Here is a 21,277-nt window from a genome sequence, read left to right on the forward strand (position 1 = left end):
GGAAACCCTTTCAACGACACGGGACCAATGGGGTCCAAAACGGCGCGCAGCATAGGAACCGCGTTGAGCCCGCGCAAGCAATCGCGTAGGTGCGAGGCGGAACTATGGCAGACCCAATGAAACCCGTACTCGAACTGCTGATCGCAGCGCCCCGTGGCTTTTGCGCCGGGGTGGATCGCGCCATCCGCATCGTCGAGCTGGCGATCGAGAAATATGGCGCGCCGGTCTATGTGCGCCACGAGATCGTCCACAACAAGTTCGTGGTCGACACGCTGAAGGCGAAGGGCGCGATCTTCGTCGAGGAGCTCGACCAAGTGCCCGACGACGTGCCGGTGGTGTTCTCCGCGCACGGCGTGCCCAAGGCAGTGCCGGCCAAGGCCGAGGAGCGCGGGCTCGACTATCTCGACGCCACCTGCCCGCTGGTCTCCAAGGTCCACCGCCAGGCCGAGCGGCTGGTCGCGGCCGGGCGCCACATCCTGTTCATCGGCCATGCCGGCCATCCCGAGGTGATCGGCACCTTCGGCCAGGTGCCCGCGGGTGCGATGACGCTGGTCGAGACGCCCGCCTGCGCCGAAGCGGTGCAGGTCGCCGATCCGGCCAACCTCGCCTTCCTCACCCAGACCACGCTGTCGGTGGACGATACCGCGGCGACGCTCGAAGTGCTCAAGCGCCGCTTCCCGACCATCCTGGCGCCGGGACCCAACGACATCTGCTACGCCACCACCAACCGCCAGGGCGCGGTGAAGGCGATCGCATCCTCGGTCGACCTGATGCTGGTGATCGGCAGCCGGAACTCGTCCAACTCGCTGCGCCTCGTCGAGGTCGCCGAGCGCCAGGGGACCACCGCCTATCTGATCCCGCGCGCCGAGGATATCGACTGGAGCTGGTTCGACGGCGTCGGCACCGTCGGCGTCAGCGCGGGCGCGTCCGCCCCCGAGCTGCTGGTGCGCGAACTGGTCGACAAGCTGGCCGAGCGCTTCGAGGTGACCGAGCGCGAAGTCGAGAGCGTGCCCGAGAACGTCGTCTTCAAGCTGCCGCGCGGGCTGGAAGCGGCTTGAGCCTTCCGCCTTGGGCGGCCCCAAGCACAACTGCGGTTGTGCCGGCCGCGCTGGCGGGAGATGGGTCCCCGCGTTCGCGGGGATGACGAAGGGGGATTTGTGGCGGTCTACACGCAGGTTTCGGCAGAGGCGCTGAGCGCGTTCCTCGACAAGTTCGATGTCGGCGAGCTCGTCTCGGCCAAGGGCATTGCCGAGGGCGTGGAGAACTCCAACTATCTCGTCGATACCAGCAAGAGCCGCTTCATCCTGACGCTCTACGAGAAGCGCGTGGCAAGCGGCGACCTGCCCTATTTCATGGCGCTGCTCGATCATCTGGCGGATCGCGGCCTGCCCGTGCCGCCGGCGGTGCCCGATCGCGCCGGCACGCTCATCCACGAGCTGGAGGGGCGCCCGGCCTGCCTGATCCAGTTCCTCTCGGGCGTATCGGTGTCGCACCCCACCCCCGCCCAGGCGCGCGCCGCGGCAGAGTCGATGGGCAAGATGCACAAGGCCGCCGAGGATTTCCCGCTCAGCCGGCCCAACTCGATGGGCGTCGCCGAGTGGCGGCCGCTGTTCGAGCGCTGCGGGCGCGATCTCGATGGCATCCAGCCGGGCCTGTACGACCGCGCCGGCAAGGCGCTCGACACGATCCTCGCCGCCTGGCCGACCGACCTGCCGACCGGCGCGGTCCACGCCGACCTGTTTCCCGACAATGTGCTGATGCTCGGCAACCGCATCACCGGGCTGATCGACTTCTATTTCGCCTGCACCGATATCCGCGCCTATGACCTCGCAGTGATGCACGGCGCCTGGGCATTTGACGGCAAGGGCGAGAACTACGCGCCCGAGATCGGCCGCGCGCTGGTCGAGGGCTATGACGCCAGCTTCGGGCTGGGCGCCGCCGAGCGCGCCGCGCTGCCGATCCTGGCGGAGGGCGCGGCGCTGCGCTTCTTCCTCACCCGCGCCTGGGACTGGCTCAACACGCCGGCGGATGCGCTTGTCACCAGGAAAGACCCGCTCGCCTATATGCGCCGTCTGGACTTCTATGCCGAGAAGGGCGACGCGCTCTTCGCATGAGCGAACTGCAACATGTCGAAATCGCCACCGACGGCGCGTGCAAGGGCAATCCCGGCAAGGGCGGCTGGGGCGTGGTGCTGCGTACCGGCGGCGTCGAGAAGGAACTCTCGGGCGGCGAGGCGCACACCACCAACAACCGCATGGAGCTGATGGCCGCGATCGAGGGGCTGAAGGCCCTGAAGCGCCCCTGCCGCGTCACGCTGTCGACCGACAGCCGCTATGTGCTCGACGGGCTGACCAAGTGGATCCATGGCTGGCTGAAGAACGGCTGGAAGACTGCCGACCGGAAGCCGGTGAAGAATGCCGACCTCTGGCAGGAACTGCTCGCCGCCGCCAAGCCGCACCGCATCGAATGGGTGTGGGTGAAGGGCCATGCCGGCCACCCCGACAACGAGCGCGCCGACAAGCTGGCCAGCGATGCGGCGATCGGCATGTGACCGGCGGCGGCGATTGGCCTATCGAACAGGCCGCGCCCCGACACTGATATTCTGGGAAAGACGACGTGACCGATCCGGCTTCCACTGACCATCTGAACGCGGCACGCGCGGCGCTCGCCGAAGCGATGGCTTTGCACGAACAGGGGGACCTCGAAGGCGCCGAGGCAGGCTATCGTCATGTGCTGGCGCAGGGCTATCGCGCGACCGACGTGCTGCCGCTGCTCGCCGGCCTGCTCGGTCGCCTCACCCGCCCCGAAGATGCCCTCGCCGCCTGGGACCAGCTTCTAGGCATCGAGCCCGATCATGCCGTGGCGCTGCACGAGAAGGGTCTGACGCTGCACTGGCTCGGCCGCACCGCCGAGGCGATCGCCACGCTCGAGCGCGCCTGCGCGGTCGATCCCGACAATGCGACCGCGATCGGCAATCTGGCCGTGGTGCTGGCCGATGCCGGGCGCAACCTGGACGCGCTGCGGCAATTCCGCCGCGCGCTCGCGCTGCAGCCGGACAATCTGCACCTGCGCCATCAGGTCCGCCGGCTCGGATCGAGCTCGGTGCCCTTCTGGCACATCCCGATGATGAACGACGCGCCGCGCAACGATGCGTTCGAAGCGGCGATCAAGGCCGCGATCGCCGTGACCGGCCCCGATGCGCGCGTGCTCGACATCGGCGCGGGCAGCGGCCTGTTGTCGCTGATGGCCGCCCGGGCCGGGGCGCGAAACGTGGTGGCGTGCGAGATGGAGCCGATGATCGCCGAGATGGCGCAGCAGATCGTCGCGCTGAACGGCTATGCGGACCGCATCACCGTGCACGCCAGGCCTTCGACCGAGCTCGCCGTGGGCGCGGAGCTCGACGCGCCGGCAGACATCCTGGTCTCGGAAATTCTGTCGAGCGACCTGCTGACCGAGAAGGTGCTCGACACGTTCGAGGACGCCCATCGCCGGCTGCTTGCGCCCGAGGCTATCGTGATCCCGCGCGCGGCGAGCGCGATGGGATGCCTGGTGGCGAGCGAGAACCTGGCCGACTACAGCTTTGTCGGCGAGGTTTCGGGGTTCGACCTCTCCCCCTTCACGGCCTTCGCGCCGCAGCGCCTGCCGGTCCACGGCACGATGACCGGATGGGAGCGCCTGTCGGACGACCTCGAGCTGGTGCGCCTCGACCTTACCCAGAAGAAGCATGACGCCACGCTCGCCCGGCTGAACATACCGGTCACCGCGAGCGGGCGTGCCATCGGCATCGTCCAGTGGATGCACATCGACCTGTGGGACGGCGTGTCGTTCGACAATCATCCCGATCGCTACACCGACGGCGGCTGGCTCCAGATACTGCACAGCTTCCCCGAGCCGATCGAGGTGGAGGCGGGGCAGACGCTAGACATTGCGGTCGGCCATGACCGGATCACGCTGATCCTGCTGCCGCTCGCCTAGCCCGGTTCCGCGCGGCGATCCTGTTCCGAATCCGGCTGCAGCAGCCAGCTCAGCGCGGGCTCGGCGCGGTCGAAGATGCGCAGATAGGGCTGGGTCATCTCGCGGCGGACCTGCATCCGGGTGATCGCGCTTTCGGTGACGATCGCGATGCGGCGCGCCGCCGGGAAACCGGCAAAGTGGCGGCGAAAGGCGAACACCGCCTCCTGCGCCTGCACGCCGCTGCTGCGCATGTCCATCCGCAGCAGATAGCCGGGCGCGAAACCCTCGGCATCGAACTGGTCGCGCAGGCGGCGGGCATAGTCGCCGACGCGCTCGGGCTCGAACATGGCGAGCCACTTGATATCGAGAAGATTCAGCTCTTTGCGGAACGATACGCGATACATCGGGCCGATTTCGCAGGCAGAAGTTAACGGATTCTCGCCGTCAGTCTTCGCTCTTTACGAAGAACTTGTCGATCACGTCGCGTGCCAGCCGCGCCGGGCGCAGCGTCTCGGCATCGAGGCAGCACCAGCTCGACTTGACCTCGGCCAGCACTTCGCCGCCGCGGCGGATCACCGTTTCGTAGAAGGCGCGCGCGCCCTGGACCTTCTCGAGCAGCACCGTGGCGACCACGTCGTCCTCAAGGAACGCCGGTCGGCGATAGGTGATCTCGTGCTTGAGCGCGACCCAGAGGTGCTCGGCCACCGCCTCGACCGGCGCCAGCGCCTGCCAATGGGCGATCACCGCCTCCTGCACCCACTTCAGATAGGAAGCGTTGTTGACGTGCCCCATGAAGTCGATGTCGGACTGGGCGACGTCGATCTGGAACTCATAGGGAAGCGCGGTGCCGGACATATGCCAGCATCATAGGGCGAATCGGGTTTCGAAGCGACTAAAATCCCCGGAAAACCGCTGGTTCTGCACGAATGGCGGTTGCCGTAGCGTCAACCAGATTTGCGCCCGCCGCGGGTGAATTGGCCTTACCACTTGACTTGAACCCATCAGGCCAACATCGTTCGGCGGACCCGCGATGACAGCGGTAGCAACGATGGGGAGATCCGATGAAGCTCAAGCTCGCTGCCGTCCTGGCAGGCGCCGCGCTGGCCGCCAGCCCGAGCGGCATCGCCCGCCCCGTGGCTCCGGCTGCCGCGACGGCTCCGGCGCTGCCGGCCCGGGTGCAGGTGATGGCATCGCTCGAGCGCGTCGCCGACTGGCAGCTGACCCATCTCGACGACCTCAGCTACATGCCCGCCGCGCGGCCGAGCACGAAGAGCGCGCGCGACTGGCAGCAGGCGACCTTCTGGGTGGCGCTGACCAGCCTTGCCGATCGCTCGAAAAGCGTGCGCTACAAGGACGCGATCCTCGCCAAGGGGCGCGAGGAAGGCTGGCGGCTGGGCGACAGGCCCTATCATGCCGACGACCATGTCATCGGCGCTGCCTGGATCTGGGCGGCGCGGCACGGCGCCGGGTCCGCCGCGCTGGCGCCGATGCGCGCGACTTTCGACCAGGTCCTCGCCGCGCCGAAAACGAACGATCTGAAGTTCATCGCGCCGGAGAGCGGCGACCCCGCCTGCACCACCCGCTGGTGCTGGTGCGATGCGCTGTTCATGGCGCCGCCGACACTCTGGGCGCTGAGCCGGGACACCAGGGATGGCCGCTACGCCGGCTTCGCCGACCGGGAATATCGCGCGACCACCGCCTATCTGTTCGACAGGAACGAGCACCTCTATTTCCGCGACAGCCGCTTCTTCGACCAGCGCGGGCAGCATGGCGAGAAGCTGTTCTGGAGCCGCGGCAATGGCTGGGTGTTCTCCGGCCTGGCCCGGATGATCCCCGAGATCCCGGCCAAGGATCCGCGCCGCGCCTATTATGTCCGCCTGTTCAAGGAGATGGCTGCAAAGCTGGTGACGCTCCAGCGCGGCAATGGCTATTGGCCGCCCTCCTTGCTCGCCGACCCCGAGCGCTCGACCGATGAATCGAGCGGCACCGGCTTCTACGTCCATGGCATGGCGTGGGGGATCAAGGCTGGTCTTCTCGATCGCAAGACCTATCTTCCCGCAGTTACAAGGGGTTGGGCCGCGCTGGAACGTGCCGTTCAGCCAAATGGCATGTTGGGCTGGGTACAGCAGGTGAGCGACCGGCCCGATGTGGTGAAGGCCCAGGACGCGCAATTCTACGGCACTGGCGCCTATCTGCTCGCCGGCGCCGCGGTATATGATCTGAGCAAGTAAGGAAGCATATGAAGCACGCCCTCTGGCTCCTCGCCGCCCCACTGCTGATCGCGGCCGGGCAGGATACCGCCCCGCCCGCGGCGCTGGCGACGCTCAACGTCCGCCAGGCCGATGGCAGCTACAAGCTGGTCGACCGGTTCGACGTGCCCGCGGACCACAAGATCCATGACGGCGAAGTGGCGATGGAGGGCCCGGGCTGGGAGAGCGACAAGGTCGCCTATCGCCTGTATCTCGACGAGCGCAACGTGCCCGACATCTACGGCAAGAAGCTGCCCGGCAACGTGCTGCCGACGATCGGCATGGGCAAGGACGACTATCACTCGATGGCGCCCTGGGGGCAGGACATCTTCCAGGTCGACCAGTCGCTCGGCATGGGCGGGATCGGCGTGCTGCGCGGCGGCGCGGCGACCCAGCTCGGCAAGGCCAAGATTAGCGCGCGCGTGTTCAACACCGATCGCGCCGCGACCGTGCTGGTGACCAATAGCGGCTTCGCCGGCGAGGGCGGCCCGGCCGACCTTTCGACCACCTACCGGATCTTCGCCGGCTCGCGGCTGACCAATGTCGAGGCGCGGGTGAGCGGCAATGTGCCGGCGATGGTCGCGGGGCTGGTGCTGCACGACGGCGTCACTCGGATCGAAAGCCCGAAGCGCGGCAAGTGGCGCTATTTCGCCACCTGGGGCGCGCAGAGCCTGGCGCACGACGACCTCGGCATCGCGCTGTTCTATCCGGCCGACGAGGTCGTGGGCACGGGCAGTGACGGCAAGACGCTCTACGCGCAGTTCTGCGATCCGCGGAACATCCGCTACGCCTTTGGCGCGGCCTGGGTGCAGGAGCCCGGCGCGCCGAAGACCGAGCGCGAGTTCCGCAAGTGGCTGGACGACACCGCGGCGGAGCTGGCGAGCAAGCCGTTCGTGGTGAGCTCGGCGCAGAAGACCTGCCCGGCGAAGTGATCCTCCAGAATCCCTTCCCGCCGGGAGGATTCTATGCGCCGTCGAAAGCGGGGCCGTTCCCCGGCGAGAGCCGGGGCCCAGGGTCACAAGCGACACGGCAGAGAAACCCTGGGCCCCGGCCTTCGCCGGGGAACAGCTTTCCTCCAAGAGGATCGCTGCTTATGCACCGGTGATGCTTGGCCTGTTCGCGCTTTCCCTCGCCCTGATCGCGCCTTCGCGACAGGACGCTGATCCATCACGGGTCAGCGAAGCCGATGCCGTCGGCTGTCGCCTCTCCGTGCCCGAATATATCGGGTTCGCGCTGGCGCTGGACGGGCGGGACGGCATCGCCCGCGCCCGCGGCTGGAAGGAGGTCGCGTCGGCGAACGCATTCCTGCGCGAATATACGCTGCCGGCCGAGATCGTTGTTGCAGGCGCCTATCGCACCCAGCGCATCGCCTTCACGGCCGATTCGATCCTGGCGGTGCTCGATGTGGCGGATCCGGCGACGATCGCGCGCGGCGAGAATATCCGCAATGCGATGGACCCGACGCCGCTGATCGAGAGCCTTGGGCCTGCCGATGCGAAGCGGGCCGAGGCGGAGATCAAGTTCCGCAAGTTCCTGGGCGAACGCATCGTGAAGGACGAGACCGTGCGGCCACAGGGCGATGAGGCCTTCGGCGCGCATCTGACCGTCGCGCGCAGCATCTCCAATGTCGCCAGCCATCCAGGCAAGACCTTCTATGGCTGCGCCTATCGGATGGAGATGCTGGGCAGGGACGGGAAGCCGCTTTGAAGGGCCGGTAGCTGTGTTCCCCGGCGAAAGCCGGGGAACAGCTTTTGCACTGCTCGCTTATTTCTCCGCCGCCTTGTTCGGCTCGCTCGGGCCGGGAGCGGTGCCGAAATAGCGCTTGATCTCCGTCTCCGGCGCCAGCGGATAGCTGTCTCCCCAGGCCCCCCGGGCGCGGCGCATCAGCTCGTCCAGCTCGTCTGGCTGCTGGCGCAGCTCGGGCAGCGGCCAGGTCTCGACCTTGCGGTAATAGGGCTTCAGATAATCGGTCGCCCCGCGCAGGCTCTTGCCGCCATCGGCATAGTTCCACACGTCCACGCCGACGCACTTGGCCATGTCCGCCACGTCATAGGCCGCGAACAGCGCGTAGATCGAGTAATGGAGGCTGCGCGTACGCGCGAGCTCGAGCGGCAGCTTGCCCTCGGGCGTGATCTGCGGCGAGATGCGCTTCCTGCCGAACGCTTCCGCGACGGCTTTCGTCATCTCCGCGCGCCGTGCGAACAGCGCGAATTGTGCGGTCTGCGCGTCGAACCACATGCCGTGGTTGTTCTTCGCTGCGTTCTCCGCCTTGCCGTTCCGGCTCGTCTGCATCCAGTCGAGATAGTCGGAGAACCACTTCTCCAGGCCCTTCTGCTCCTCGGCGGTGAGTTTCCCCGCCGGCCCGATCAGCCCGATCCCCTCGACCACCCGCTCGAGCCGCGAGGTATCGAGCACGCCCTCGGCCCGCCCCTCCTCGCGCCCGGGCACGGCCTGGGCATAGTTCATGTTCGGGTTCATCCGCGTGGCGGGCGCGAGGAACCAGGTGCGCACCAGGCTCGCGGCGCGGCCGGCATAGCGCGGGTTGTCGGAGAAATAATAGGCCAGGCTCAGCGTCTCGACGTCCGAACTCATGCCCTCCAGGTCGGTGACGTCGTACTTGTCGGTGTTGCGGTCCGGATTGATCTCGCCGTCCTTGCGCAGATACGGCACGCCGCCCGGCTTGCTGGGATCGGGCCACCAATAGGGCGCGAGGCTGAGATAGTCGTGCGGGTCGCGCGACGGCGGCGACGCGCGCTTGTCGACCACCGTGTAGAGCGAGCGCGCCATCGCCTTCTCGGCGCGCGCGATCAGCGCGTCATAGGCTGCCTTCACCGCCGGATCGCTCTGGATAGCGGCCTTCATCCGCATCATCGCGCCCGGCGCCAAGAAAAAGGTCCTGCGTCCACCGAACGAAGCGGAATATCCTTCCGCACCGTCGCAGACCGGCTGCTGGGTATTGAGGCCAGGGGAGGCGTTCCCGGCATGGGAGGCAGCCTGCGGCGCAAGCACCGCAGCCAGGACTAGGAGGAGTTTCGATTTGCGCATCATGTCTCTCCCGGGCGATCAGTAGCGGAGCCGGAAGCCGAAATAATATTGCGGCCCGCTCTCGCTCACTTCGGCGATCGAGTCATAGCCGCCCTTGTAGAACACGTCCTTGGTGTTGGTGACGTTGAGCGCCTGGAGCTTGAGCTGGAGGTTCTTGGTCACGTCGTACTGCGCGGACAGGTTGAGGTATCCCGCGTCCTGCACGCCGCGGTTCGTGCCGCCGTTCGGCTTGTAATAGTGCGAGCGGTAGCGATACATCGCGCGCAGCGAAAAGCCCTTGCGCTCCCAATAGACCGTGCCGTTGGCGACATATTTCGACAGGCCGATCAGGTTCTCGGGATCGAGATAGGCGGCCAGCGTCGACGTGTCCGGATACTGGAAGTTCGCCCAGGCGACGTTGAACGAGCCGTTGACGCCGAACCCGCTCAGGATGCCGGGCAGCCAGGAGAAATTGTGGCTGCCGGTGAACTCGACGCCATAGAGGTGGCGCATGTCCGGATCGTTGGCCGGCGCGATGACGTTGACGTTGTAGCTCGCCTGGCTCGGCGCGCCGTTGTCGATCACGGTGGTGACGGTGATCGTCGTCGGGATGCCCGCCGAGCGGCTGATCACAGAGCCGCGCAGCCACTTGTAATAGCCCGCGATCGAGAACAGCGAGTCGCGGCTGGGGTAGAATTCCAGGCTGAGATCCGCGTTCCAGGCGCGCATCGGCTTCAGGTCCGGATTGCCGCTGGTCGGGTTGAAGATCACGCCGGTGGCGCCGCCGGTGCCGCTCGCCTGCGGATTGAGCGCGATACCCGCGCCGAAGCTCTCGATCGGCGAGCGCGACAGCGCACGGTAGCCCGCGGCGCGCAACTTGACCTTGTCGCTCAGGTTGAAGGCGACGTTCAGGCTGGGCAGCCAATATTGATATTCGCCCTTAAGCGTATCCGTCTGGATCGCGCCGCTGGGATCGGCGACGACGGTATAATTGTCCGACGCGCTGTCGATCGACACCTTGTAGGGCAGGCGATAGCCGAGCGAGACGATGTTGGTCTTCACATAGCGCAGGCCGATATTGCCGCTGAACGGCGTGCTGCCCAGATCGCCGCCGAAGCTCGCCATCGCATAGGCGGCGGCGATCTTCTCGGTCACGTCGATGTCGCTCGGATCGCGGCTCTCGGCCGGGAGCGGCAGCGAATCCTGGCCGGTGAAGGCCTTGAACAGGCACTGGTTGTCGAACGTCGCCCAGCTGGTCAGGTTGGTGTTCGTCGTCGGGAAATAGTCCTTGGTGGGGAAGGCCTTGCGGCAATTGGCGTTCGCATTGGCGATGATCTGCGCGACGCTCATCCCGCCATAGGGCACCAGCGTGGCGAGATCGTTGTTGCGGTTGTTGTCGAGCGTGCGCTGGTGTTCCGAATAGCGCCCGCCGAGCTTGATCGACTTGAGGAAGCCATCTTCGGCGAAGCGATACTCGCCGTCGAGTCGCCCGGCCCAGATATCATCCTTGCGATCGGTGACGAAGCGCTGGCGGGCATAGACCGAGGTGGCGGTGTTCGCCGCGAAATTGGCCGGGTTGTTGACGTCGAAATTGAGGAAGGTGACGCGCGGGACGATCGGGCTCTCCGAATAGTCGAGCTCATAGCCGACGCGCGTGGTCGAGCGCATGCGCGTCGCCTTCTGCGTCTCGGTGCGGTGCGAGTCCGAGAAGCTGCCATCGGCGGTGAAGATGAAGTTGCCCGGCTTCCAGGTGACGGTGGCGCCGCCGCCCTTGTAGGTCTCGTCGCGCTCGCGCAGCTCGAGCTGGTCCTCGATGTTCGAGTTGCCGCCATACTTGATCAGCGCGCCCTTGCTGAAGCCATTCGTGCCGTCGCCGACCAGGATCGGCTTGATGCCGCGCAACGCCTCCGCGATCGACAGGATGTTGCGGTTCTCGGTCGATTCGCGGCGCGACCATTGGCCGTCGAGCGCGATGTCGAGATTGTCGGTCGGGCGCCACTGGATCGCGCCGATCACGGCGTTGCGCAGCTCGCGGGTGTTCTGCTGGCGGAAGTTACGCGACTGGGTGGCGTAGTAGGTGCTGCCGATCGTCTCGCCGATGCCGGTGCGCGGTGCGGTGCCGACGGTGCAGTTCGAATTGGCGCCGGCGGCGTTGAGCACCGCGGTGGTGCCGGTCGCCAGCGTGCCGTTGCTGGCCGCGGTGTTGCACGGCACGAAGGCAGAGTTGCCGTTGTAATAGTCTTCCGGCGCGGCGACGTCCTGGCGCTGATAGCCGATCGCGATGCCGAACTCGCCGATCCCGGTGTGGAACTGCTTCACCAGGCTGGCATTGGCGCGGTAGCCGAGGCCGTCGCGGCCGATGATGGCGTCGTCCTTGGGCAGATAGGTGCCGCGCACCTCCGCCTGGAAGCGCGACTTGCCGAAATCGAGCGGCTTCATCGACCTGAGCTCGATCACGCCACCGATGCCACCTTCGAGGAAGTCGGCCTGTTGCGACTTGTAGACGATGACGCCATTGACCAGCTCCGAGGGGAATTGCTGGAAGGCGACCGAGCGGTCGGCGCCCGCGGTGGAGACTTCGCGGCCGTTGAACGCGGAGAAGCTCAGCGTGGGGCCGAGACCGCGCACCGACAGCTCGTTGGCATTGCCCTTGAAACGATCGGCCGAGACGCCGGTGATGCGCTCCAGCGTGTCGCCCACGCTGTTGTCGGGCAGCGCGCCGATCTCGTCATTGACGATGCCGTCCATGATCACGGTGGCGTTGCGCTTGACGTCGATCGAGCTGCGCTGTTCGGCGCGCGCACCGGTGACGATGATCGCCTGGCCATCCTCCTGGGGTACGCTTTCCGCCGGGGCCGGCGCGGGCGCCGTCTCCGCGGTCTGCGCATAGGCAGGCATCACCGCACAGGCGGAGGCCAGCAGCGCAAGGCGCACGGAATTGCGTCCGAAAGCGGAAAAGGCGGTCCCAGGCATGTATTCTCCCCGTCAGTATTGTACGCCCGCTTTGCGGGTCAGATTGTTTGGTAAGGCCAATTTGGCACCGGTGTCAACCCAATTGGCCCGAACGATCGAGCCGGATGGTTGCGGCGGTCACTTGTAGGTGATCGTCCAGCGCAGGACTCGCGTGCCGTCGAGGCGAGTCGGGCCGATCCGGCAGCGGACCAGCGAGGCAAAGGCGCCCGTGGGCGCGCGATAATCCTTGCCGCTGGCAGGACCGACTGTGCAGCCGTCATAGCCGGTAGCGGAGAAACCGGTGACCTCCCCTGCCCCGAACGCCACCGCGCTCGGGCCGGCGCTGCGTGCGTCGCCCGAGAAGCTGGCGAATTCCATCACCGCCTCCGCGAGCGCGAGCGGTGCGGCCGCGCGATAGCTGTCGGTGCGCGTGATGCGGCCAGGCGCGAATTCGTACCGCGTGGTGACGGTGAGGCGCTTGTCCTGGACCGGCGCGTCCTTGCCCATCCGGTCCATCGCATCCTGCCGCCAGCTGACGATCGTGCGGTCGCCGAGACGCTTCCACGTCACTCCGCGGAACCAGGCGAGCGGCATCAGCACGCTGCCGTCCGCCAGCGCAAAGCGGGGGACGAGTTGCGGAAACTCGGCGTCCGCGGCCCCCTGCAGCATGCCGTCGGCGAAGGGGATCGGAAAATAGGGGTTGTGCATGTGCTGGTCTTCGGCGCCGTTGATGATCGGCAGGCCGATGACATGCGCGCCATCGCGCAAGGTGAGCAACGCCCGATCATATTGGCCGCGGGCGAACCAGGTGAAGGTCGCGGCCGGCAGCGTCTTCAGCCAGGCGGCATAGCCCGGCGACGGTGCGGCGCGCCGGTAGCCCAGGTCGTTCCACAGCTTGTTGGTGTAGATATATTGGCGGGCGAGGCTGAGATTCTCGCCCAGGATCCGGTGCTTGCCGCGATAGCCGTCGGTGCGGCGGCCCGCGTCCCACAGGTTCACCGAGCCGGTGGCAGGGTTCAGCCAGAAATCGGCATAGCGGGCAGCGATGCGGCTGGAGAGCGCATAGGCCATGTCCTGCTCACGCTTGCTGAGCACGCCCAGCTTCGCTGCGGCGGTGAGCACTTCGAGGAAGCAGGTCTCGCCATAGGTGCCGATGCTGCGGCCATATTCCCAGCCTTCGCCGGTCAGGCTGGCCCGCGCGAGCATGAGGTCGGCCGACTTGCGCAGCCACGCCCTCACTTCGGGCGTCGGCGCCATGCCGGTCTCGATGAAGCGCTGGGCGATCTCGCCGATCAGCAGCACCGAATAGCGGTCGAACCGGCCATGCCCCTCCGTCTCGTCGGCAAAGCCGTATTTGCCCGAATAGCTGCGATAATGGGCGAGCATCCGCTGGAGCAGCGCTTCGGACGCGCGCTTGTCCTCCCAACCGAGCAGATAGCGCAGGCGAGCGACGCTGAAGGCGACGCCATAATAGTTGTTGGGCAGGTTGTGGAGCAGCTTGAGCGACTTGGCGTCGACGAAGTTGCGCCAGTCGAGCCGCTGGCGGAGCCGTACCAGCGTTTCGGGACGCACCGCCTGCTCGAGCAGCCCGGCCTGCTTCAGGGCTTGGAGCGCGGAGATATAGTAATAGATCCCCCAAGTGTCGTTGGGATCGTCGATCGTCAGGTCGGCGATGTCGCGGTAGCCGGCGAGATAGGTGACGAGCCGGGGATCGCTGCGCGGCGTATCGAGCAGCAGATAGTGCAGGCCCGAGGCGAGCTTGCCGGGGAGGAACTTGTCGCCGCTGTCGAACACCGGCACGCCGTCCAACGTCATGTCGCGCTTCTCGCGCAGCAGCTGGTGGAGCAGCGCGGCGAGCTGCGGCATCAGCCGCTGCTCGATCGTCGCGTCCATCGGCGGGGCGACTTCATAGACCGGGCCATGCGGCGCCGGGGCGGCGGGCTGGGCCAGCGCGGCGGGGCTTGCGGGCAGCGTAAGACAGGCGGCGGCGCCGAGCAGGCGCGCACGCGGACGGGTTTGCAATCGGCCTCTCCTTTTGGTCAGGCCAATCTCTGCGTTTAGGTAATCGGTGTCAAGCCACTCGGCGAACCGGTCAGGCCGAACCGATCTTCAGCCGCCGCGCCACGCTGTCGCGCCGCGTCTCGATCTCGTTGCGCGCGCGCTCCATTGCCTCCAATTCGGTGGCTTCGAGCAGGTCGTCGACCACACCGCGCAGATGGCGCCGCATCGCGTTGCGCGCACCGTGCGGGTCATGCGCCTTGAGCGCATCGAGAATCGGGCGATGCTCCTCGACCCGCGGGGTGATGCCGCCGCGCTTGGCGCGGGCGAACATGTTGGCGGCGAGCGGCGAATTGACGCGCAGGTCCCAGAGATAGTCGACGACGCTGCGGATCGCGGCATTGCCGGTGGCATTGGCGATGGCGAGGTGGAAGCGGTGGTCCGCGTCCATCACCGACGGCTCGTTCGAGTCGTCGGCGGCCATTTCGGCCAGCAACTCCTCGAGCTCGGCAATCTGCTCCTCGGTGATCGAGACCGCAGCCAGGGCCACCGCCTCGCCCTCGAACAGGATGCGAGCCTCGGTCAGGTCGAAGGCGCCGACATCGAAATTGAGCGAATCCGCACGCTCGCCGCTGCCATGATCGCGCTTGGTGACATAGAGGCCCGAGCCGTGCCGCGCCTCGATCCAGCCCTTCATCTCGAGCGCGATCATCGCCTCGCGGATGGTCGGCCGGCTGACCTTGTATTCCTCGGCCAGGTCGCGCTCGCCGGGAAGCCGGGAGCCGGGCGACCAACGCCCCCCTTCGATCGCCTCGGTGATCGAGGCCGCGACGCGCTGATAGAGCTTGTTGCCTGTAATCTTCATTGCGTCCTCATCGATACACCACCTCGTAGGTTGACACGATAGGTCATACAAGTGGATATTGGCCTGACCACTTCCAGGGGATCCTGTTTTGCCACGTATCACGTCCGCCCGCGTCATCGTGACGCGCCCCGGCCGCAACTTCGTAACACTGAAGATCGAGACCGACGAGGGCGTCTACGGCCTTGGCGACGCGACGCTGAACGGGCGCGAGCTGGCGGTGGCAAGCTATCTGACCGACCATGTCATCCCCTGCCTGATCGGCCGCGACGCGCACAGCATCGAGGATATCTGGCAATATCTCTACAAGGGCGCCTATTGGCGCCGCGGCCCGGTGACGATGAGCGCGATCGCCGCGGTCGACATGGCGCTGTGGGACATCAAGGGCAAGCTGGCGAACATGCCGGTCTACCAGCTGCTCGGCGGCGCAGCGCGCGAGGGCTGCATGGTCTATGGCCACGCCAATGGCAGCGACATCGCCGAGACGATCGAGCGCGCCCAGGAATATCTCGAGCAAGGCTACAAGGCGGTGCGCCTGCAATCGGGCGTGCCGGGCATGGCGACGACCTATGGCGTGTCGGGTGAGCGCTTCTACTACGAGCCGGCCAAGGGCTCGCTGCCCGAGGAATCGCAGTGGAGCACGGCGAAGTACATGCGCTTCGTGCCCGAGCTGTTCGACAAGGCACGCAATGCGCTCGGCTGGGACATCCACCTGCTCCACGACGTCCACCACCGCCTCACCCCGATCGAGGCAGGGCGGCTGGGCAAGGACCTGGAGCCGTACCGCCTGTTCTGGCTCGAGGACGCCACGCCGGCGGAGAACCAGGCCGCGTTCCGGCTGATCCGCCAGCACACCACCACCCCGCTGGCGGTGGGCGAGATCTTCAACTCGATCTGGGACGCCAAGCAGCTGATCGAGGAGCAGCTGATCGACTATATCCGCGCGACCGTGGTGCATGCCGGCGGCATCACCCATCTGCGCCGGATCGCGGCACTCGCCGACCTCTACCAGGTGCGCACCGGCTGCCACGGCGCGACCGACCTGTCGCCGGTATCGATGGCGGCGGCGCTCAACTTCGGCCTGTCGATCCCCAATTTCGGCATCCAGGAATATATGCGCCACTCCGAGGAGACCGACGCGGTGTTCCCGCACGCCTACAGCCTCAAGGACGGGCTGATGCACCCAGGCGACAAGCCGGGCCTGGGCGTCGACATCGACGAGGTCCTGGCGGCGAAATATGAATATAAGCGCGCCTATCTGCCGGTGAACCGGCTCGAGGACGGGACGATGTTCAACTGGTGAGCTGCGCTGCCCGGGTTTCCAACAGGGCGACTCGGGCGGGCGGGCGGAAGCGCGCCAAGGGCGCGTTTCGCGCGGGCTTAAATTGACTCTGTTCGGGGAAGCGCACCGCATCTCGCAATATCCTTGCGCGCGCGTGATCCTATTTTTCCAACGGATTCAAAGAGCGGCCGGGCATCAGACCCGACCGGGGAAGCCAAACAGACGAAATCCTACATTGCAAGCGTCAGCAGGGTGGGCCGCAGGGAGATTGTCCCCTCTCCCGTCACCCCGGGCTTGACCCGGGGTCCCGCTTCTTGTGTCGTGCGAGCATGGAGCGCGAGGGGCAGGGCGGCTGGGTCTACATCATGGCGGATCGCTACCGCGGCACGATGTATGTCGGGGTGACGGCCAACCTGGCGGCGCGGATCAATCAGCATCGTACCGGCGACGGCTCGGATTTCTGCCGTCGATACGGCCTTGATCGCCTTGTCTGGGCCGAACACGCGCCTTCGATCACCGATTGCATCGCGCATGAGAAGCGCGTGAAGCGCTGGCGGCGCGAATGGAAGTTCGCGCTGATCGAGCGCGGCAATCCCGAATGGCGTGATCTGTACGATCAGCTTGCTTGAGGGAAGAAGCGGGACCCCGGCTCAAGGCCGGGGTGACGGGTGGGATGCTTGCGCCCCGTCCGCCTGGGTTGTCCACAAGGCAGGTGTCTCGCCCTCAGCCCTCCTCGACCGCGGCGCCGGGGCCGTTCTTGAGGATCGATTCGATCGCGTTCTTCGCGGCCGCCTTGCTCGCATAGCCCTCGGTCCAGAAGATCGTTTCGCTGTTGTACTTGAACTTGGCGACATATTCGCCGGACTTGTTCTGCTCGATCACGAACTTGTGTGCCATGCGCCCACTCCTCGGCTTGTGGAGAACGCAGGCTAGGACCGCTCAGTGACGGAATCGAGACGGCTCGCGGCCGGTTCATCGTGTGCGCCGAGCGCCTCGGCTTCGGCGATCAGCGCGGTGAGCGCTTCGGGGTCGCATATATTCTCCAGCCCGGCCGCGCGCTTGCGGATCGATTCGAGGCGCGGATCGGCGATCCGCTCGCCGATAAAATCGTCGAAGTCCCATTCCCCGCCGGTACCGTCGCGGAAATCACGCAGATAGCGCGCGACTTCTGCCGCGGAGCGCTCCGCCGGGCGCGTGAAGGGCCGCAGCAGCAATGCGAAAATCGCGACCAGCACGATCGCCGGAACGAGCAGCAGCAATAGCAGCGCGCCGAGCAGGTTCTGCGGGAGGCTGTTCTCCCGCGCGATCAGCTCCCGGCCGAGCCAGCTCATAACCGCCCGGGCGCGTAGAACGCGGGATCGATCCCCGCCACCGCAGGATCGGGCGCGACCCCAAGCAGCAGCGCGGCGGCGAGCTTCGCGGCGGCGGGGGCGGTCTGGATGCCGAAGCCGCCCTGCCCCGCGCACCAGAAGAAGCCGGGCGCGGCGGGATCGAAGCCATAGACCGGCAGGCGATCGGGCGCGAAGGTGCGCAGGCCAGCCCATTTGTGCTCGAGCTGCTCGACCCGCCAGTCGACGACCTGCTCGAACCGGTCGATCGCGGTGGCGACATCGATGTCCTCGGGCTGGGCGTCGCACGGAGCGGTGGCGATCTCGTCGTGCGGGCTGAGCCACAGCCGCCCCTCGCCCTCGGGCTTCCAGTAGAAGCCGCCGCCGATATGCGCGACCATCGGGCTGCCACGCGCGGGCGCGGGATCGGTCTTGAGCTGCATGATCGTGCGACGATAGGGCCGGATGCCGAGCGGGCGGACGCCGGCCATTTCGGCTACCGGATCGGCCCAGGCGCCGGCTGCATCGACCAGCACCGCCGCTTCGAACGCGCCGGCGCGGGTCTCGAGCCGCCACATGCCGCCCTCGCGCCGCGCCGCAAGCAGCCCGGCGGCGGTGCGCAGCTCCGCCCCCGCCCGCTTCGCCGCGGCGAGCATGTCGCCATGCAGCGCGCCGACATCGATATATTCGCAGCTCGGCTCGAGCACGCCGCGCGTCCATTCGGGGCGCAGGCCCGGGATCAGCGCCTGCGGATCGACCGTGCGCAGCTCGACGCCGGTGCCCTCGAACTCGGCGAGGAACGCATCGATCGCCGCCGCCTCGTCGGCCCGGCCGATATGGATCGAGCCCATCGGATCGAGATAGGGGCGCAGCATCGGCCCCGAGGCGGTGGTGAGCGGCTGGATCGCCGGGCCGCCATAGCTTTCGGACCAGAAGGCGGCGGAGCGGCCGGTGGCGTGATAGCCGGCGCTGTCTTCCATCTCGAGCAGCAGCACGCGGGCATGCGGCGCGAGTTCGGCCGCGAGGCTGGCGCCGGCGATGCCCGCGCCCACGATCGCTACGTCATGGGCCATCAGCGCCGCTGGGCGCGCGCGGCGAGGAACAGGTCGATCTCGCCGATCGCGCGGTTACGCACCCTGTCTTCCTCGCGCAGGATCTCGTGCGCGCTTTCCTTGCCGAAGCTGACGATGCGGGCATCGGGGAGCTTGGGGACGATCCTGAGCGCGGCCTTCGCATCGACGAGCCCGTCCGCCTTGGCGATCAGCGCGAGGACCGGCACGGGCATCTTCCTGAGCTTCGGGTTCTTCGCCAGCTCCCGCATCGACTTGAACGCCTCGATCACCCAGCGCCAGCTCGGCGGGCCGGTAACGATCGCGGGATCGTGCTGCTGCCAGAAGATCTCGTCCGAATAGCGCGCCGCGTCATGGGTGAGCAGGTTGGAGCGCGTCTCGGTGGTGTAGGGCTTCTCATTGCCCTTCCAGGCCGGGCGGGTGCTGTCGCCGACGCCGCCCAGGATGCGCGCGGCGCGCTCGGCGAAGCGGCCGAAGGGGCTCTTCACCCCCAGCATCGGCGCGACGATCACCGCGGCATCGGGGCGAATCGCGCCCTCGACCAGCCCGCGCAGGACCAGATGGCCGCCCATCGAATGGCCGATGGCGACGTGCGGGCCGGGTGTCGCGGCCTCCCAATCGGCATAGAAGGCGCGCAGATCAGTGATGAAACTGTCGAAGCTGTCGATGTCACCGCAATTGGCGCGCGAGGTGAGCCGGCCGGAGCCGCCCTGGCCGCGCCAGTCGAACGAGGTGATCGTCCAGCCCTGCTCGTGCCAGTGGTGGAAGAGCTCGAGATACTTCTCGAAAATGTCGCCCCGCCCGCCCTGGAACAGGATCGAGCCGCGCGGAGTCGCGGTCTCGGCGGGCCAGGCGAAGGCGCGCAGGGCCCAGCCATCGGGGGCGGTCCAATAGTGGACCTTGGCCCCGGCGGGGATGGCGCGGCGGATATCCGGATTTTCACGCATGGCGCTTGGTTACGTTTTGATAAGCCGTCCCGTCTAGGACTTTGGCTCTATGGGGGAGCTGTTCGTCACTTTGCTGCTCGTTGCGCTCGCGCTGCTGCTCGTCTCGGCGGGCATCCAGGACGCGCGTACCCGTGAGATCGCCAACTGGAAGAATGCCGCCATCGCGCTGCTGGCGCCGCTCTGGTGGTGGGCGAACGGACTGGCGCTGTGGCCGGACGTGGCGATGCAGGCCGGCGTGGCCGCGCTCGTCTTCGCCTTCTTCGTCGGCGCGTTCGCACTGGGGCAGATGGGCGGCGGCGACGTCAAGATGATCGGCGCGCTGGCGCTGTGGCTGCCGGTGCAGCCGCTGATCTGGATGCTGGTGCTGATGTCGCTGATCGGCGGCGGGCTGACGCTTCTCATGGTGATCGACAGGAAGTTTCGGAAGGCCAGCGGGGGTCCTGTGGAAATCCCTTATGGCGTGGCGATCGCAATCGCCGCGCTACTGGTTCTTCGCGAACCGATTTTTAACCAGTTTGGGTAGATACTTAACGTAGGCGCAACCACTGCGACCGCGTTATTTTTGAGAAGGCTTGGATAGCGAAATGGATGCACGCAAGCTGATCCTGCTCGTCGGTGCGCTCGTCGTAGCGGCCATTACCGCATTCATGGCACGCAGCCTGATGGTCGGCGCACCCGCGCCCCAGGCAGGCGCGGTCCCCGCCATGGTCCAGCCGCAGAACACCACCGAGGTGCTCGTCGCCAAGCGCGAGCTGCCCGTGGGCACGATCCTCGACGCCCAGGCGCTGGAATTCCGCCCCTGGCCCAAGGAGCTCGTCGAGGGCGCCTATTATGTGCGCAGCGAATCGGACCCGGCCAAGCTGGTCGGCACCGTGGTGCGCTTCCCGATTCCCGCCGGCCAGCCGGTGACCCAGGGCGCGCTGGTCAAGCCCGGCGACCGCGGCTTCCTCGCCGCCGCGCTCGGCCCCGGCATGCGCGCGGTCACCGTGCCCGTCTCGGCCCAGAGCGCCGTTGCCGGCTTCGTCTTCCCGGGCGACCGAGTCGACCTGATCCTCACCCAGTCGGTCACCGGCGGCGGCGACGGCCCGGCGCTCAAGGCGTCGGAGACGGTGCTGCGCAACCTGCGCGTGCTCGCCACCGACCAGAAGACCGACAAGACCACCGACGACAAGGGCAACACGATCGTCACCACCTATTCGAACGTGACCGTCGAGGCGACGCCCAAGATCGCCGAGAAGATCGCGGTGGCGCAGACGATCGGCACGCTGTCGCTGTCGCTGCGCTCGATCGCCGACAACCAGGGCGAGCTCGAGGATGCCATCGCCAATGGCGACGTCAACGTGCCCGCCGATGGCGACCCGAAGAAGGAAAAGGAAATGATCGCGCAGGTGGCCAAGCGGCCGCAGGACGGCGCGACCACCTTCGCCACCGGTGCCGACGTGTCGCGCTTCCAGCGCAGCACCGTGCCGGCCAAGACGCCCGAGCCCGCCGCGGCACCTGCCGCCGGTCCCGCGCAGAATTACCCGGGCGCCGCGGTTCCGCACGGCCCGGTCGTTACCATCGTTCGCGGCAATACCGAGGTCGCCGTTCCTCTGGGGGGCAAGAATTAAG

At 67.0% G+C, this 21,277-nt stretch carries 21 protein-coding genes; 11 read left to right on the forward strand and 10 right to left on the reverse strand.

All coding sequences use genetic code 11. The features are described 5' to 3' along the window. The first annotated feature begins 116 nt into the window (after nt 1–116). The 4 genes from ispH (at nt 117) to ABLE38_RS20175 (ending at nt 3,975) form a co-directional block, all read left to right on the forward strand. The gene (gene ispH, locus ABLE38_RS20160; RefSeq protein WP_348976045.1) at nt 117–1,058 is read left to right on the forward strand and encodes a 4-hydroxy-3-methylbut-2-enyl diphosphate reductase; all 942 of its coding nucleotides are present in this window, start codon (nt 117–119) and stop codon (nt 1,056–1,058) included. A 99-nt stretch (nt 1,059–1,157) separates the two neighbouring features. Continuing rightward, nucleotides 1,158–2,114, forward strand: a complete 957-nt coding sequence (gene thrB / locus ABLE38_RS20165; protein WP_348976046.1) for a homoserine kinase — start codon at nt 1,158–1,160, stop codon at nt 2,112–2,114. Beyond that, nucleotides 2,111–2,551 carry a ribonuclease HI gene (gene rnhA, locus ABLE38_RS20170; RefSeq protein ID WP_348976047.1) on the forward strand — a complete coding sequence of 147 codons (441 nt, stop codon included), beginning with the start codon at nt 2,111–2,113 and terminating at the stop codon, nt 2,549–2,551. The genes thrB and rnhA overlap by 4 nt, the downstream gene beginning before the upstream one ends. Nucleotides 2,552–2,616: 65 nt before the next feature. Continuing rightward, the gene (locus ABLE38_RS20175) at nt 2,617–3,975 is read left to right on the forward strand and encodes a 50S ribosomal protein L11 methyltransferase (RefSeq protein ID WP_348976048.1); all 1,359 of its coding nucleotides are present in this window, start codon (nt 2,617–2,619) and stop codon (nt 3,973–3,975) included. Here the strand turns inward: ABLE38_RS20175 and ABLE38_RS20180 are convergent. Together ABLE38_RS20180 and ABLE38_RS20185 are read right to left on the reverse strand one after the other, a co-directional pair. After that, nucleotides 3,972–4,358, reverse strand: a complete 387-nt coding sequence (locus ABLE38_RS20180; protein ID WP_348976049.1) for an STAS/SEC14 domain-containing protein — start codon at nt 4,356–4,358, stop codon at nt 3,972–3,974. The two genes, ABLE38_RS20175 and ABLE38_RS20180, sit on opposite strands and share 4 nt — an antisense overlap. 40 nt (nt 4,359–4,398) lie before the next feature. Further along, entirely contained in the window at nt 4,399–4,809 is a 411-nt protein-coding gene (locus ABLE38_RS20185) for a thioesterase family protein (RefSeq protein WP_348976050.1), read from the reverse strand. Nucleotides 4,810–5,015: 206 nt separating this feature from the next. Here ABLE38_RS20185 and ABLE38_RS20190 point away from each other — a divergent pair, with 206 nt between their 5' ends. The 3 genes from ABLE38_RS20190 (at nt 5,016) to ABLE38_RS20200 (ending at nt 7,910) form a co-directional block, all read left to right on the forward strand. Then, nucleotides 5,016–6,185 carry a glycoside hydrolase family 88 protein gene (locus ABLE38_RS20190; protein WP_348976051.1) on the forward strand — a complete coding sequence of 390 codons (1,170 nt, stop codon included), beginning with the start codon at nt 5,016–5,018 and terminating at the stop codon, nt 6,183–6,185. An 8-nt stretch (nt 6,186–6,193) separates the two neighbouring features. Continuing rightward, nucleotides 6,194–7,135 (forward strand): DUF4861 family protein, encoded by a 942-nt coding sequence (locus ABLE38_RS20195; RefSeq protein ID WP_348976052.1) that lies wholly within the window; start codon nt 6,194–6,196, stop codon nt 7,133–7,135. Nucleotides 7,136–7,412: 277 nt separating this feature from the next. After that, a complete protein-coding gene (locus ABLE38_RS20200) occupies nt 7,413–7,910 on the forward strand; it encodes a hypothetical protein (protein WP_348976053.1) in 498 nt (165 codons plus the stop codon). Nucleotides 7,911–7,967: 57 nt separating this feature from the next. Here the strand turns inward: ABLE38_RS20200 and ABLE38_RS20205 are convergent, their stop codons facing one another. From ABLE38_RS20205 to ABLE38_RS20220, 4 genes are all read right to left on the reverse strand, one after another. Continuing rightward, nucleotides 7,968–9,065 (reverse strand): alginate lyase family protein, encoded by a 1,098-nt coding sequence (locus tag ABLE38_RS20205; RefSeq protein ID WP_348976054.1) that lies wholly within the window; start codon nt 9,063–9,065, stop codon nt 7,968–7,970. Between the two features lie 201 nt (nt 9,066–9,266). Continuing rightward, a complete protein-coding gene (locus ABLE38_RS20210; protein WP_348976055.1) occupies nt 9,267–12,161 on the reverse strand; it encodes a TonB-dependent receptor in 2,895 nt (964 codons plus the stop codon). Between the two features lie 156 nt (nt 12,162–12,317). Further along, on the reverse strand, nt 12,318–14,201 hold the full coding sequence (locus ABLE38_RS20215; RefSeq protein WP_348976056.1) for a hypothetical protein: 1,884 nt from the start codon (nt 14,199–14,201) through the stop codon (nt 12,318–12,320). A 70-nt stretch (nt 14,202–14,271) separates the two neighbouring features. Next, nucleotides 14,272–15,042, reverse strand: a complete 771-nt coding sequence (locus ABLE38_RS20220; RefSeq protein WP_348976057.1) for a FadR/GntR family transcriptional regulator — start codon at nt 15,040–15,042, stop codon at nt 14,272–14,274. 88 nt (nt 15,043–15,130) lie between these two features. Here ABLE38_RS20220 and manD point away from each other — a divergent pair, with 88 nt between their 5' ends. Beyond that, nucleotides 15,131–16,342, forward strand: a complete 1,212-nt coding sequence (manD, locus tag ABLE38_RS20225; RefSeq protein WP_348976058.1) for a D-mannonate dehydratase ManD — start codon at nt 15,131–15,133, stop codon at nt 16,340–16,342. Between the two features lie 308 nt (nt 16,343–16,650). After that, a complete protein-coding gene (locus tag ABLE38_RS20230) occupies nt 16,651–16,950 on the forward strand; it encodes a GIY-YIG nuclease family protein (RefSeq protein ID WP_348976059.1) in 300 nt (99 codons plus the stop codon). Between the two features lie 94 nt (nt 16,951–17,044). Here the strand turns inward: ABLE38_RS20230 and ABLE38_RS20235 are convergent, their stop codons facing one another. The 4 genes from ABLE38_RS20235 to ABLE38_RS20250 are packed head-to-tail and all read right to left on the reverse strand — an operon-like array spanning nt 17,045 to nt 19,666. Further along, the gene (locus tag ABLE38_RS20235; protein WP_348976060.1) at nt 17,045–17,218 is read right to left on the reverse strand and encodes a DUF1508 domain-containing protein; all 174 of its coding nucleotides are present in this window, start codon (nt 17,216–17,218) and stop codon (nt 17,045–17,047) included. 32 nt (nt 17,219–17,250) lie between these two features. Then, nucleotides 17,251–17,652, reverse strand: coding sequence for a hypothetical protein (locus ABLE38_RS20240; RefSeq protein ID WP_348976061.1), 402 nt, complete (start codon nt 17,650–17,652; stop codon nt 17,251–17,253). After that, complete coding sequence (locus ABLE38_RS20245) at nt 17,649–18,722, reverse strand: FAD-dependent oxidoreductase (protein WP_348976062.1); 1,074 nt, start codon at nt 18,720–18,722, stop codon at nt 17,649–17,651. Before ABLE38_RS20245 ends, ABLE38_RS20240 begins: the two co-directional genes overlap by 4 nt. Continuing rightward, a complete protein-coding gene (locus ABLE38_RS20250; RefSeq protein ID WP_348976063.1) occupies nt 18,722–19,666 on the reverse strand; it encodes an alpha/beta hydrolase in 945 nt (314 codons plus the stop codon). Before ABLE38_RS20250 ends, ABLE38_RS20245 begins: the two co-directional genes overlap by 1 nt. 49 nt (nt 19,667–19,715) lie before the next feature. Between ABLE38_RS20250 and ABLE38_RS20255 the strand changes: the two genes are divergently transcribed. Next, nucleotides 19,716–20,189 carry a prepilin peptidase gene (locus ABLE38_RS20255; RefSeq protein ID WP_348976064.1) on the forward strand — a complete coding sequence of 158 codons (474 nt, stop codon included), beginning with the start codon at nt 19,716–19,718 and terminating at the stop codon, nt 20,187–20,189. Nucleotides 20,190–20,250: 61 nt separating this feature from the next. Next, nucleotides 20,251–21,276 (forward strand): Flp pilus assembly protein CpaB, encoded by a 1,026-nt coding sequence (gene cpaB, locus ABLE38_RS20260; protein WP_348976065.1) that lies wholly within the window; start codon nt 20,251–20,253, stop codon nt 21,274–21,276. Nucleotide 21,277 lies beyond the last annotated feature (1 nt).

Origin of the sequence: Sphingomonas sp. KR3-1 (genome assembly GCF_040049295.1) — a bacterium.
Taxonomy (GTDB): Bacteria; Pseudomonadota; Alphaproteobacteria; order Sphingomonadales; family Sphingomonadaceae; genus Sphingomonas.